General features: G+C 58.7%; 9 protein-coding genes. 4 read left to right on the top strand and 5 right to left on the bottom strand.

What is annotated here, in order from left to right; all coding sequences use genetic code 11:
- Nucleotides 1-9: 9 nt before the first annotated feature.
- Together hutG and hutI are read right to left on the bottom strand one after the other, a co-directional pair.
- Nucleotides 10-966, bottom strand: a complete 957-nt coding sequence (gene hutG / locus ABLU50_RS02100; protein WP_069602598.1) for a formimidoylglutamase — start codon at nucleotides 964-966, stop codon at nucleotides 10-12.
- Nucleotides 963-2,222 (bottom strand): imidazolonepropionase, encoded by a 1,260-nt coding sequence (hutI, locus tag ABLU50_RS02095; protein ID WP_176391524.1) that lies wholly within the window; start codon nucleotides 2,220-2,222, stop codon nucleotides 963-965. The genes hutG and hutI overlap by 4 nt, the downstream gene beginning before the upstream one ends.
- A 214-nt stretch (nucleotides 2,223-2,436) precedes the next feature.
- Here hutI and ABLU50_RS02090 point away from each other — a divergent pair, with 214 nt between their 5' ends.
- Nucleotides 2,437-3,720 carry a putative acyl-CoA thioester hydrolase gene (locus tag ABLU50_RS02090; RefSeq protein WP_004886081.1) on the top strand — a complete coding sequence of 428 codons (1,284 nt, stop codon included), beginning with the start codon at nucleotides 2,437-2,439 and terminating at the stop codon, nucleotides 3,718-3,720.
- 76 nt (nucleotides 3,721-3,796) lie between these two features.
- Here ABLU50_RS02090 and ABLU50_RS02085 read toward each other — a convergent pair whose 3' ends face one another.
- Both ABLU50_RS02085 and ABLU50_RS02080 read right to left on the bottom strand, forming a co-directional pair.
- A complete protein-coding gene (locus ABLU50_RS02085; RefSeq protein ID WP_049116087.1) occupies nucleotides 3,797-6,484 on the bottom strand; it encodes a cation-transporting P-type ATPase in 2,688 nt (895 codons plus the stop codon).
- Between the two features lie 51 nt (nucleotides 6,485-6,535).
- Nucleotides 6,536-6,967 (bottom strand): universal stress protein, encoded by a 432-nt coding sequence (locus tag ABLU50_RS02080; protein ID WP_004886076.1) that lies wholly within the window; start codon nucleotides 6,965-6,967, stop codon nucleotides 6,536-6,538.
- A gap of 534 nt (nucleotides 6,968-7,501) precedes the next feature.
- Here ABLU50_RS02080 and ABLU50_RS02075 point away from each other — a divergent pair.
- The 3 genes from ABLU50_RS02075 to ABLU50_RS02065 are packed head-to-tail and all read left to right on the top strand — an operon-like array spanning nucleotide 7,502 to nucleotide 12,615.
- On the top strand, nucleotides 7,502-8,587 hold the full coding sequence (locus ABLU50_RS02075; RefSeq protein WP_004886070.1) for an efflux RND transporter periplasmic adaptor subunit: 1,086 nt from the start codon (nucleotides 7,502-7,504) through the stop codon (nucleotides 8,585-8,587).
- Nucleotides 8,588-11,653 (top strand): efflux RND transporter permease subunit, encoded by a 3,066-nt coding sequence (locus tag ABLU50_RS02070; protein WP_087832398.1) that lies wholly within the window; start codon nucleotides 8,588-8,590, stop codon nucleotides 11,651-11,653.
- A 38-nt stretch (nucleotides 11,654-11,691) separates the two neighbouring features.
- Nucleotides 11,692-12,615, top strand: a complete 924-nt coding sequence (locus ABLU50_RS02065; protein ID WP_176391525.1) for an acyltransferase family protein — start codon at nucleotides 11,692-11,694, stop codon at nucleotides 12,613-12,615.
- A gap of 16 nt (nucleotides 12,616-12,631) precedes the next feature.
- Here the strand turns inward: ABLU50_RS02065 and ABLU50_RS02060 are convergent, their stop codons facing one another.
- The gene (locus ABLU50_RS02060; protein ID WP_004886059.1) at nucleotides 12,632-13,138 is read right to left on the bottom strand and encodes a hypothetical protein; all 507 of its coding nucleotides are present in this window, start codon (nucleotides 13,136-13,138) and stop codon (nucleotides 12,632-12,634) included.
- Nucleotides 13,139-13,150: the final 12 nt, after the last annotated feature.

Raw genomic sequence — 13,150 nt, 5'->3', positions numbered from 1 at the left:
CCGGAATGGCTACTGCCACCAATGGGCGATTTGCCATGCCAGACGGGCCGCCGCGCGGGCGCCCTGACCGTCAATGTCAAACTGCGGGTTGAACTCCACCAGATCCACCGCCTGTAGCTTACCGCTGCGGCACAACGGCTCTACGATACGCAGCAGGGTCGCCAGCGGCACGCCCAGCGCCGCCGGCGCGGATACCGCCGGCATTTCGCGCGCCGGCAGCACGTCGAGATCGATAGTCAGATACAGACGGTCGAATTGCGCGATATTGCGCTCAAGCTCGGCCAGCACCCGGGTTTCGAAGGCCTGTAATACCTGTAGATCCTCCACAATAGCCACCTCGCGCCGCGCCGCTTCCTCCCAGAGCGCCTGGGTGTTGGCCGCCCGACTGACCCCAATGCAGGTATAGTGAAAACCGCGCTGCTGCGCGTCACACTCCAGCGCCAGCTGGCGGAACGGCGTCCCGGAGCTGGCGCACTCGGCAAAGCGCAGATCCAGATGCGCATCGAGGTTAATAATGCCCACTTTTTCGCCGGGGAAGGCATCCAGTATCCCGGCGCCGTGACCGAAGGCGGTCTCGTGGCCGCCGCCCAGTACCAGCGTGCGTTTGCCGGCGCGCTGGCAGGCGGTCACCGCCTCGCGCAGCGCCTGATGCGCGGCTTCCAGCTGGTCGCCTTCGACGCTAATCGTGCCCATATCCACGCAGCGGTCGTGGCCCTGATGGCTGGCCATATTGGCCAGCGCCCGGCGTAGGGTCGCCGGGCCGTCAGCCGCTCCGGTACGCCCTTTGTTGCGCCGGACGCCTTCGTCACAGGCGAAGCCGAGCAGCGCGATATCGCCGGGCATCTCCTGCGGCGCGAAGCGTTCGGCGCGGGGAATGGTCTGGAACAGACGCAGCGCATTCGGCGCTTCCGCGCTGTCGTCGCGACCTTGCCAAAGGTTAGCGGGGGTAGCTTGCCACAGCATCATTGTCGTTCTCCTCGTACCACACGCTGCCAGAGCGGACTGCGCCCCGGCTCATACACCATCTCGACCGGATGCTCAGCATCCCAGATGGCAAAGTTCGCCACAAAGCCCGCCGCCAGCTGGCCGTGGCTGTTCTGCCGCCCCAGCGCCCGCGCGGCATGGCGCGTCACGCCGGCCCACGCCTCTTCCGGCGTCAGGCCAAATTTGACGCAGGCCATGTTCATCGCCAGATGCAGGCTGGCGAAGGGGCTGGTGCCGGGGTTGAAATCCGTCGCCACCGCCATCGGCACCTGGTACTTGCGCAACAGTTCCACCGGCGGTTTGCGGGTTTCATTGAGGAAGTAGAACGCGCCGGGCAGCAGGGCCGCCACGGTGCCGCTCTCGCGCATCGCCGCCACCCCCTCTTCCGTCAGATATTCGATATGGTCGGCGGACAGTCCGTGATAACGGCTCACCAGCTGCGCGCCGCCCAGCGAAGAGAGCTGCTCAACGTGACCTTTAACCGGGATGCCTAGCGCCTGCGCCGCCTGAAACACCCGCTCGGTTTGCTGCGGGCTGAAACCGACGTTTTCGCAGAAGACGTCGACGCTTTCAAACAGTCCCTCCCGCCACAGCGTCGGCAGGATCGTTTCGCAGACCAGCGTAATATAGCCGTCGGCGTCGCCTTGATATTCCGGCGGCGTGGCGTGGGCAGAGAGCAGCGTTGCCGAAAGCTCGACGCCATTGTCGTCGGCCAGCTGGCGGGCGACCCGCAGCATTTTGCGCTCGTTTTGCAGATCGAGACCGTAGCCGGATTTGATCTCCAGAGTGGTCACCCCTTCACGCAGCAGGCGGGCCAGCCGCGGCTGGGCCAGCGCCAGCAGCTCGGCTTCGCTGCTGTCGCGGGTGGCGCGCACGGTGGCATTAATCCCCCCGCCGCTGGCGCTGATGGTCTGATAGGAGACGCCGTTCAGACGCTGCTCCCACTCCTGGGCCCGGCTGCCGCCGAAGACGAGATGGGTGTGGCAGTCGATTAATCCTGGCGTGACCAGCCGGCCTTCGAGATCGATCCTGCGCCCGCTGGGAAGGTCATCTTCGGCGACGATCGCCGCAATGCGACCGTCGCGGACCAGCAGCGCGTGGCGCTCCAGCAGACCGTACGGTTGAGCGTGGTCGGGGTTCAAGGTGGCGAGACGGGCGTTTCGCCAGATAACGAGTTCGGAAGTGGCTTCAGTCATAGCGCTTAACTTGTCATGGGTTGTATAGACATTTATTTTCATAACGCCGGGAATGTCAACAAAAGCGCGACTAAATGTTATTTATTTGTGACTAGGGACCGTCCCGGGAAAGCGTTCATTGCGTAAAGAAGGTAAGTTTTTCAGCCCGCATCTTCCCGTTTCGTTCAAGTTAGTATAAAACAGCAGGTTTTAAAGGACTTATACCCTGGCGTCTCAGCCGGGGTATTTCACTACGCTTAATTTTGCCCGGAGCAACATGAACACATATTCCGTTTCCCGTCTGGCGCTGGCGCTGGCCTTCGGCGTGACGCTGTCCGCCTGTAGCTCGACGCCTGCCGATCAACAGCCCTCAACGCAGACTGCACCGGGCACCACCGCGCGTCCCATTCTGAACGCCGATGAAGCGAAAAACTTTACCCCGGCGGCCTATTTCCAGTCGCTGAACCCCAATGCCGCGGCCTGGACGCCGTCCGCCATCAGCCTGCCGGCGCAACCTGACTTTATCGTCGGCCCGGCGGGAACCCAGGGCGTGACCCATACCACCGTCCAGGCAGCGGTGGATGCGGCAATTGCCCGCCACTCTAACCGTCGCCTGTTTATCGCCATCATGCCGGGCGAATACCCGGGCACCGTCTACGTTCCGGCGGCGCCGGGCGCCCTGACTCTGTATGGTACCGGCGATAAACCGATTGACGTAAAAATCAGCGAAGCCATTGATTCTGAAATGGATCGCAATACCTGGCGTCGTCTGGTCAATCCGGGTGGCAAATACATGCCGGGCAAACCGGCGTGGTATATGTTCGACAGCTGCCAGAGCAAATCCACTGCCACCGTCGGCGTGATGTGCTCCGCGGTCTTCTGGTCGCAGAATAACGGCCTGCAGCTGCAGAACCTGACCATCGCCAACAACCTTGGCGACAGCGTCGATGCCGGTACCCACCAGGCCGTTGCCCTGCGCAGCGATGGCGACCAGGTGCAGATCGATAAGGTGAACATTCTTGGCCGCCAGAACACCTTCTTCGTGACCAACAGCGGCGTGCAGAACCGTCTGCAGGACAACCGTCAGACTCGCACCCTGGTGACCAACAGCTATATTGAAGGCGACGTGGATATCGTTTCTGGCCGTGGCGCCGTGGTGTTTGATAACACCGACTTCCGCGTGGTGAACTCCCGTACGCAGAAAGAAGCCTATGTCTTCGCGCCGGCCACCCTGAAGAGCGTGACCTACGGCTTCCTGGCGACTAACAGCCGCTTCACCGCCTCCGGGGATAACGTCGCGCAGCTCGGCCGCGCGCTGGATGTTGACGGCAACAGCAACGGTCAGGTCGTGATCCGCGACAGCGCCATCAATGAAGGCTTTAACATCGCCCAGCCGTGGGCGGCAGCGGTAGGCTCCGGCCGTCCGTTCAGCGGCAACACCGGCAGCGCGGATGACAAAGGCAATCTGCAGCGCAACCTCAACGACAACAGCTTCAACCGCATGTGGGAATATAACAACCGCGGCGTGGGAAGCAGCGTGGTCGCCGAGCCGAAACAGTAAAGCGCAACAAGCGTGAAGCATAATAAAAGAGGGGGCGATGCCCCCTCTTTCCTTTTTCGTTCAGCGCTTCACGCCGTCAGGCGGTTCGCCATTTGCGGGTCAGCGGTTTTTCCAGTTCCACGATCAGGAACATGGCGAAGCCGATGATAAAGGTGATCACCCAGTAGCGGAACGGCAGCCCGGTGGTGCCAAACAGCATCTGCATAAACGGCGCATAGATAATCAGCAGCTGCAGCACCAGCAGCACGCCGCTGACGATCCAGATCCCCTTGTTAGCCAGCAAACCTTTGGTTAACGAGAAACCATCCGACACGCGGCAGTTCAGCATATAGAACCACTGGGCGGTGACCAGGGTCTGCAACAGCACGGTACGGATAAACTCCGGCGAATAGCCGCGCGGCTGCAGCCAGGCTTCGAGAATAAAGGCGCTGACCGCAATCATCGACCCCACAAACGCCACGCGCCAGATGGCAAACCCGTCCATGACGTGAATTTTCGGGTCGCGCGGCGGCCGCCGCATAATATTTTTCTCACCGGCTTCAAACGCCAGACCAAACGACAGCGTGGCGGAGGTGGCCATGTTCATCCACAGGATCAGCACCGGCGTCAGCGGCAGCACGTTGCCTGCCAGCAGCGCGATCACGATCAGTAAACCCTGCGCAAGGTTGGTCGGCATGACAAAAAGAATGGTTTTCTTCAGGTTGTCATACACCCGGCGCCCCTCGCGGACCGCGCTGGCGATGGTGGCGAAGTTGTCGTCGGTCAACACCATATCGGCGGCTTCCTTGGTGACTTCGGTTCCCTTGATCCCCATCGCCACGCCGACGTCAGCCTGCTTCAGCGCCGGGGCATCGTTCACCCCGTCTCCGGTCATGCCGACAATCTCTTTCTTGCTCTGCAGAGCCTGCACCAGACGGAACTTATCTTCCGGGCTGGTGCGGGCGAAGATATCGAACTGCTGCGCGGCGACGCTCAGCTGCGCGTCGTCCATCACCTCCAGCTCGCGCCCGGTGATGGCGTTACCCGCATTGCCAATCCCCAACATTTTGCCGATGCTCATCGCCGTTTGCGGATGGTCGCCGGTGATCATCTTCACGCGGATCCCGGCCTGCAGGCAGTCGGCAATCGCCGTGATCGCTTCCGGACGTGGCGGATCCATCATCCCGGCAACCCCTAATAAAATGACCCCCTGCTGCAGATCCTGATGGGTCAGCTCGGTCTGGCCTGCGGCAGCCGGCTTCCAGGCCGCGGCCACCATGCGCAGCCCCTCCCGGGCGTACTCTTCAATTTTGCTTTCCCAGTACGGGAGATCCAGCGGCTGCAGTCCGTTGTCGCTCTGCTGATACTGGCACAGGCGGAACAGAACGTCAGGCGCGCCGGTGACCAGCACCACCTCCTCTTCGCCCAGCCGGTAAAGCGTCGACATGTATTTATATTGCGAATCAAAAGGAATTTTACTACGCAGCTCGCTGGGCTGCGGCGGCAGGGTTATCTTCGCCGCCAGCACCTTCAATGCCCCCTCGGTGGGGCCGCCGGTAATTTTCCACAGCCCGCCTTCCTCTTTGATAAGCTGGCTGTCGTTACACAGATCGATGGTGCGCAGATAGCGCTCAAGAAGCGATCCTGGCGCCACGGCGATCGGCGTCGGGTCGTCGATGGCATGGATTTTACCGACCGGCTCATAGCTGTCCCCTTCCACCCGATAGACGCTGTCCGCGGTGATCACCGCCTTCACCGTCATTTCGTTCATGGTCAGGGTCCCGGTTTTATCAGAGCAGATAACGGTCATCGCACCGAGGGTTTCCACCGTCGGCAGCTTGCGGATAATCGCTTTCTGACGGGCCATCGCCTGCACGCCAAGCGACAGAATAATGGAGATAATCGCCGGCAACCCTTCCGGGACCGACGCCACCGCGAGGCTAATTAACGACAGCATCAGTTCGGAGACCGGCATATCGCGGAACAGCAGGCTAAAGACGAACAGCGCCGCCATCATCACCAGAATGAGGATAAAAATGGCTTTGCCCAGCTTATCCATCTGCACCAGCAGCGGCGTGCGATGTTTCTCAATGCCCGCCATCATCTGGTTGATGTGGCCCAGCTCGGTATCGCCGCCGGTGGCCACCACGATCCCTTTCCCCGCCCCTGAGCTGACGGTGGTCCCGGAAAACACCAGGTTGCTGCGATCGCCGAGCGGCAAATCACCGCTTAGCGGCTCGGTGGTTTTTTCCACCACCGTCGACTCGCCGGTGAGGATCGCCTCTTCCACCCGCAGGTTGTGCGCCTCAATCACCCGTAAATCGGCGGGGATTCGGTCGCCGGCGCGGATCACCACGATATCGCCGGGTACCAGCGAGGTGGTGGGGATGGTTTCATGGTTGCCCTGGCGGATCACCACCGCCTCGCTGGAGAGCATATTACGGATACTCTGCAGCGATTTTTCCGCATTACTCTCCTGAATGAAGCCGATCAGCGCATTGACCACCGCCACCGCGAGGATCACTGACATGTCGATCCAGTGGCCCATTACCGCCTTGAGCAGCGCCGCCGCCAGCAGGACGTAGATCAGCACATCGTTAAAATGCACAATAAAACGCAGCCAGGCGGGTTTACCCGGCTTCTGCGGCAGGGCGTTTTCGCCATACTGCTGCAGGCGCGTGGCCGCCTCTGTTCCGCTAATCCCGTCCGGCGAACTCTGCACGCTGGCGAGCGTCTCCTCGACGGAGCGCTGATAGTAGGGCGCCCCCGGTTTATCTGTATTCATACTCTCTCCCTCGATTTATGAAGCGGAAGTCAGGACGACATCCCGCCGTCATCAGCGCACAACGAAAACCGGTACATGGGCATAGCGCACGATATTGGCCGCTTCCGAGCCCAGCAGGTGAGTCTGGATCCCCGGATTGCGTGAACCGACAATCACTACGTCCGCTTTTAGCTCATCGGCCAGGGCGATCACTTGATCGCGAACATTGCCACTGCGCACATAAAGATGGCTGGCGTCTTCCGCCAGGCCATTTTTTTTGACCAGCTCGGTCAGTTTTTCCTTAGCGGTAGTAATCAAATGGTCTTCCATCTTTCGGGCATCAGAGATAAATCCACGCGTTAACACCGGAGAGAATGCCGGAATGACATGGACAAGATGAATTTGCCCGGCAGAATGTTGGGCAAGGAATTTTGCATGAGAGAGCGCTTTGTCGGCCAGGCCTGCATCAAAAACGTCAACGGGAACAACGATATTTTTATACATGAGATAATCCTTTTATTACCAATACAATGCGTAGTGATGAATAACCCCATACTTGGGGAGGAACGAAATCTCAACAACAGAAGCGGCGAGCGGAATAGATGTTATTAAACGTAGCACAGGAAAATTAACATTAGAAAATGACGGATTAATAGACTGAAAAATATTATAAAAAGCTCTTATCTCCTGCGAATCTCCTGCCCTTTCCCCAACGATGCCGCCAACGCTCGGGGTATTCACTTTTTTAACACTTCACCTTTTCTCCGACTATGCTGATTACAAGCAGGAGTGCCGCTCCGAATGTCCAGTGGTCACAGCGAGGGCCGAATTAAATGACATTCGCGGTTCGGGTGGGTGTTAAGGGAGAAAATCATGTTTGGTTATAGCCTGTTACGTCTGGGATTCTTTGTCGCGCTGGCCATTGTCGCCTGCACGCTGGTGGGACTATTCACCTATCTGGTTGTCGCCGCCCTCGCCGAATAAGCGTGCGCCGCGTAATAAAAATGTAAAATAAATCCTGAATCTGAGGGGAATACTGTGAACCGTTATTTTTCTCTCATCCCGGTTGTTATTTTATTGACAACCGCTTGCGATCAGAAATCGCCGTCCGTCGAGTCCGCCCCGCGCATGGTCAAGGTGGCGCAGGTGACCGCCGTGGGCAATACCCAGCAGCGAACGTTTCCGGCACGTATCGAGTCTGGCGACTCCACCGAGCTGTCGTTTAAGCGGGGGGGCCAGGTGGAATCGCTGGATATTCGCCAGGGGGCGACCATCGCCCAGGGACAAACGCTGGCGCGTCTGAATGCCCGCGAGGCCCAACAGCGGGTCAATGAGCGACAAACGGCGGCCACCCTCGCCCAGCGTCAGTTCGACCGCTTCCAGACCCTGGCGGGACGTCAGGCCATCTCCCAGGCGGAAATGGACGTGCAGCGCGCCAATCGCGATGCCGCCAACGCGGCCTTAAAAATCGCCCGTGAAGAGCTGGCGCAAATGAGCCTCACCGCGCCCTTCGGCGGGATTGCCGCCGGCGTGCATATCCGCAACCATCAGGTGGTCGCCGCCGGCCAGCCGGTGATCACCCTGACGCGGACCGACCTGCTGGATGTAGTCTTCAGCATTCCCGAAAATCTGTTCACCTCCCTGGATATCCGTAATACCGCCTACCGTCCCGTCGTCAGGATCAATACCCTGCCGGGCCGCGAATTTACGGCGGAATACAAAGAGCATACCGGCAGCAGCGATAACAGCACCCTCACCTGGCAGATCATTTTAACCATGCCGCGGCCGGATGATTTTCCCACCGTCGGCGGGGTTAGCGGCACCGTGACGGTCAACCTCGGCAATTTACCGGCCAGCGCCGGAAGGGAAACCCTCGTGGTGCCAGTGGAGGCGGTGTTTAACCCGGATAACCGGCCGAAGAATGAACCCATCGTCTGGGTGGTGAAAGGCGACAATGCGCATCGGTTTCTTGAAGAGCGCAAAGTCACCGTCGGCGAGGTGACCGCGCAGGGAGTGACCATCACCGACGGTCTCCACGCGGGTGAGCAGGTGGTCGCGGCGGGCGTGAGCGAGCTGCATGCCGGGCAGCCGGTGCGGATCTGGACGCGTGAACGAGGATTATAAATGGACATTTCCCGTCAGTTTATTAATAACCCGACCCGCGTCTGGTTAGCCATTCTGCTGCTGGGGGTGGGGGGTCTGTTCGCCCTGCTCAATATCGGCCGTCTGGAAGATCCTGCCTTCACCATTAAAACGGCGGTGATCGTCACCCACTACCCTGGCGCGTCCGCTCAGCAGGTGGAGGAGGAGGTGACCCTGCCGCTGGAAAATGCGATTCAGCAGCTTCCCTCACTGGATAACGTCAGCTCCATCTCCTCAAATGGCTTATCGCAAATTACGGTGAATATCGCTTCGCAGTACCATTCCAGCGAGCTGCCGCAAATCTGGGATGAGCTACGTCGCCGCGTCGGTGACGCCAGCCGACTTTTCCCGCCTGGCGTCGTGACCCCCTTCGTCAATGACGACTTTGGCGATGTGTTTGGCTTTTTCTTCGCCATCTCGGGCGACAGTTTTACCAACCCCGAACTGGTGCGCTATGCCGAACAGCTGCGTCGGGAGCTGGTGCTGGTTCCTGGGGTCGGTAAAGTCGCTATCGGCGGCGTCATTCCGCAACAGATCAATGTTGATATCTCGCTGGCGAAGATGGCGGCGCGCGGGATCACGCTCAACCAGCTCGCCGCTATCCTGACCCGGCTCAACGTGGTGTCCAGCGCCGGAGAGATCCGCGTTGGCAGCGAATCGATCCGCCTTCACCCCACCGGAGAGTTTCAGAGCATCGATGAGCTGGGGGATCTGCTGGTCAGCCCTCACGGCGCCAGCGCCACCACCCGACTACGGGATATTGCCACACTGTCGCGCGGGCTGACCGACTCGCCGTCCAGTATCTATCATGCCAACGGCCGCCAGGCGGTGACCATGGGGGTCTCTTTTATTCCTGGCGTCAACGTCATTGACGTCGGGCACGCCCTTGAAGCCCGCCTCCAGCAGATGGCCGCCGACAAACCGGCGGGGATCGACATCGCCATTTTTTACGATCAAGCGGCAGAGGTCGCCCACTCGGTCAATGGCTTTATTACCAACTTCCTGATGGCCCTGGCGATCGTGGTCGGCGTGCTGCTGGTGTTCATGGGAGTGCGCAGCGGGATCATTATCGCCCTGTCGCTGGCACTCAACGTTCTCGGCACCCTGCTTATCATGTATATCTGGGGGATAGAGTTACAGCGGATCTCCCTCGGGGCGCTGATCATCGCCCTGAGTATGCTGGTGGACAATGCCATCGTCATTGTCGAAGGGGTGCTGATCGCCCGCCAGCAAGGTTCGCCGCTGCTGGGCGCCATTAACTATGTGATCCGCCGCTCCGCCCTGCCGCTGCTCGGCGCCACGATCATCGCCATCCTCGCCTTCGCGCCGATTGGCCTCTCGCAGGACTCCACCGGGGAGTATTGCAAATCCCTGTTCCAGGTGCTGCTGATCTCGCTGATGCTAAGCTGGTTCTCCGCCCTGACCATCACGCCGGTACTCATTAAGTGGTGGTTGTTTAAGCACGCCCCATCGGCCGCCGCGCCGGCGGAAAAAGCCGATCCATACCGTGGCCGCTTTTATCGCGGCTATCAGCAGACGCTGCGAATACTGCTGCAGCAAAAGACCGTGACCCTGGTGCTGATGGGCGCCCTGCTGGCCGCAGCTATCTGGGGCTTCACCTTCGTTCGGCAGAATTTCTTTCCGTCATCGAATACGCCCATTTTCTTTGTCGACCTGTGGCTCCCCTACGGTACCGATATTAACGCCACCGAGCAGATGACCCGCGATATTGAGCGGTCGATCGCCAGCCAGCCGGGGGTAGTCACCACCGTCGCCACCATTGGCCAGGGCAGTATGCGTTTTATTCTTACCTACAGCGGCCAGCGGCAGTACAGCAACTACGCGCAAATTATGGTGCGGATGGACGACCAGCGCGGCATCGCCCCCGTCACCCGCCACGTGGAAGCCTGGATCGCCAGAAACTACCCGCAGGTGAACGCCAGCACTAAACGCATTATGTTCGGCCCCTCCGGGGATAGCGCAATTGAAGTGCGCATTAAGGGCCCTGACCCGGATACGCTGCGCGCGCTGGCCAGTCAGGTGAGCGATATTCTCGCCGAAGATCCGGCCACCGACAGCGTGCGTAACGACTGGCAGAACCGCAGCAAGGTGATCCGCCCGCAGTACTCCCTGGCGCTGGGGCGCGAGCTGGGGGTGGATAAACAGGACATTGATCATGCGCTGGAGATGAATTTCTCCGGCAGTCGCGCCGGGTTATATCGCGAGGGCGCCGATCTGCTGCCGGTGATCGTCCGGCCGCCGGCAACGGAGCGACAGGATGCCAACCACCTGAATAACGTGCTGGTCTGGAGCCAGAGCCGCCAGCAGTATATCCCGTTGAGTAACGTCATCCATGGCTTCTCACTGGAGTGGGAAGATCCATTGATTCTCCGCCGGGATCGCACCCGGGTGCTGACGGTCCAGACCGACCCCAGTCCGCAAAGCGGCCAAACCTCGGGTGATATTCTCGCCCGGGTGAAACCGCGCATTGACGCATTGACGCTGCCGCATGGCTACCGTATCGAATGGGGCGGCGATGCGGAGAATTCCAGTGAGGCGCAGCAAGGGCTGTTCACGACCCTACCGCTTGGCTATCTGGTGATGTTTATCATTACGGTGCTGATGTTCAGTTCGCTAAAAAACGCCGTCGCCATCTGGCTGACCGTCCCGCTGGCGCTGATCGGCGTCACGCCCGGCTTTTTGCTGACCGGCATCCCCTTCGGCTTTATGGCCTTAATCGGCCTTCTCAGCCTCAGCGGCATGCTGATCCGCAACGGCATTGTGCTGGTGGAAGAGATAGAGCAACAAAAACAAGAGAAAGATCAACGACAAGCGATCATTGATGCGGCAACATCCCGTTTGCGGCCAATCCTGCTGACCGCCTTCACTACCGTGCTTGGCCTTGCCCCGCTGCTGCGCGATGTTTTTTTCCAGAGTATGGCGGTGGTGATTATGTTCGGTCTGGCCTTCGCCACCGTGCTGACGCTGCTGGTTCTGCCGGTGATTTACGCCTGCTTTCACCATAAGGATATGACGCCTCAACGATGAACAGTACCGGTCTGAGCATTATTAAGACACTCGGCTGTATGACAGCGGTGACTTTTTTCACCATCTATAACACCTGGGATCGCTTTGATTATGACTATCACTGGATCCTCGGGCTGCTGACCTTCGTCTCGACCATCGCCACGCCGCTGTTTTTTGTGGTAGCCGGCTATCTTGACGCGCAGACGCGTCACGACGCCAACTGGCAAATTGGCAAAATTAAAAGCGTGGTGATCGTCTTTCTGTTTTGGATGACGGTCTATTATGTCTGGGAGCCTTATCAGCGCGGCTACCTGATCCAGCCCTGGTTTATTTTCGCCCTGATCGTCATCTATACCTTCCATCCCCTGATTGCCTGGCTCAGTCAGCGGCGCGGCCTGTTTTTCACCGTGGTCCTGACGCTGCTGTGCTGCTCTTATGGTTACGACCTGCTCTCAGTGCTCTATCCGGAAAGACATCTTTTCAGCCTGGCGCCGCAGTATCGTCTGTGGACATGGCTACTTTTTTATTTAACCGGGCAGTTGTTTAACGATCCGCGAGTCACGGAGTGGATACGCGACCCGCGGATCATTAAAGGGTCGATTATCGCTCTGCCCTTTGTCTATTTATTTACCTGGTTTTATGAGCGCCACTTTTTCTTCGCGCTGTTTAAAGCCGATCGCAATGCGTTCATTCTCACGGGGTCGCAGATTTATATTCTGATCGTCCTGCTGGTGATCGCCGCTAACGCTGTCCAGTTTAAAAAGAACCGCGAACTGAAGGAGGCGGTACTGGCGACGGTTAGCAAAGCGATGACCGGGGTCTATATACTGCACTACTCCGTTTTTCACCTGCTGGTGATGCTGATCCCTATACACTCATTAGCCACCAAGCTGGGAGTGATTGCGCTAACGTTTGTCCTGTCGGTGCTCATTTCCCTCGCCGCGCTCTCCAGTACGCTGCTCAAGAAGGTGATAACCCTGTAACCGACAACGCGGCGATTTAACGGAAGCTCCACTGAATGCTGATCACAAACACGCTGGGAATAATGATGCCACTCTCAAGAGCGAAATAGTCGGTAAAGTTGTACTGGATGGCATGGTAAATATAGGGTGAAAAGCCGATCCCGGTGGCATCCTTAAAATCTTTATAGGAGCCATGATCGCCGCAATGCTCGAAGGCGTCGAAGAAGAATTCGCCGGTATAGCCGTAAACGCCTTTGAAGGTCCATCCGCTGCCGTTGTGGTACCAGTCTCTTCTCACGCCCAGCGCCAGGCAGCGATCGTCGAAGCTATTATTCATAGTGCCAATCAGCAGGCTGTATTTCGAGTCTTCAGAGAATTTACGTTCCACTGAGAAAAAGTGGTTTTCGAAATTCTCAGTATATTGTCCATGGTTATTGGTCAGATGGTAAACATAGGAACCAGTATTCATTGAATAGAGGTTAATCTCTTTCGCCTGCGCTAGAGTCGCTAACCCGGCCAGGAGCATCACGGTTCTACCGCGCATTTTCCCTCCTCA

The organism is Klebsiella sp. GG_Kp173 (genome assembly GCF_040062415.1).
In the GTDB taxonomy this organism is placed as follows: Bacteria; Pseudomonadota; Gammaproteobacteria; order Enterobacterales; family Enterobacteriaceae; genus Klebsiella; species Klebsiella quasipneumoniae.
The sequence above is the reverse complement of the archived record's forward strand: the minus strand, read 5'-3'. Positions and strand labels throughout refer to the sequence as shown.

Excerpts from the sequence above, each read along its gene's own strand:
- ABLU50_RS02070 (WP_087832398.1), top strand. The coding sequence starts at position 8,588 with ATGGACATTTCCCGTCAGTTTATTAATAACCCGACCCGCGTCTGGTTA.
- ABLU50_RS02065 (WP_176391525.1), top strand. The coding sequence starts at position 11,692 with ATGACAGCGGTGACTTTTTTCACCATCTATAACACCTGGGATCGCTTT.
- hutG (WP_069602598.1), bottom strand. The coding sequence starts at position 966 with ATGATGCTGTGGCAAGCTACCCCCGCTAACCTTTGGCAAGGTCGCGAC.
- ABLU50_RS02085 (WP_049116087.1), bottom strand. The coding sequence starts at position 6,484 with ATGAATACAGATAAACCGGGGGCGCCCTACTATCAGCGCTCCGTCGAG.
- ABLU50_RS02090 (WP_004886081.1), top strand. The coding sequence starts at position 2,437 with ATGAACACATATTCCGTTTCCCGTCTGGCGCTGGCGCTGGCCTTCGGC.
- hutI (WP_176391524.1), bottom strand. The coding sequence starts at position 2,222 with ATGAAAATAAATGTCTATACAACCCATGACAAGTTAAGCGCTATGACT.
- ABLU50_RS02080 (WP_004886076.1), bottom strand. The coding sequence starts at position 6,967 with ATGTATAAAAATATCGTTGTTCCCGTTGACGTTTTTGATGCAGGCCTG.
- ABLU50_RS02060 (WP_004886059.1), bottom strand. The coding sequence starts at position 13,138 with ATGCGCGGTAGAACCGTGATGCTCCTGGCCGGGTTAGCGACTCTAGCG.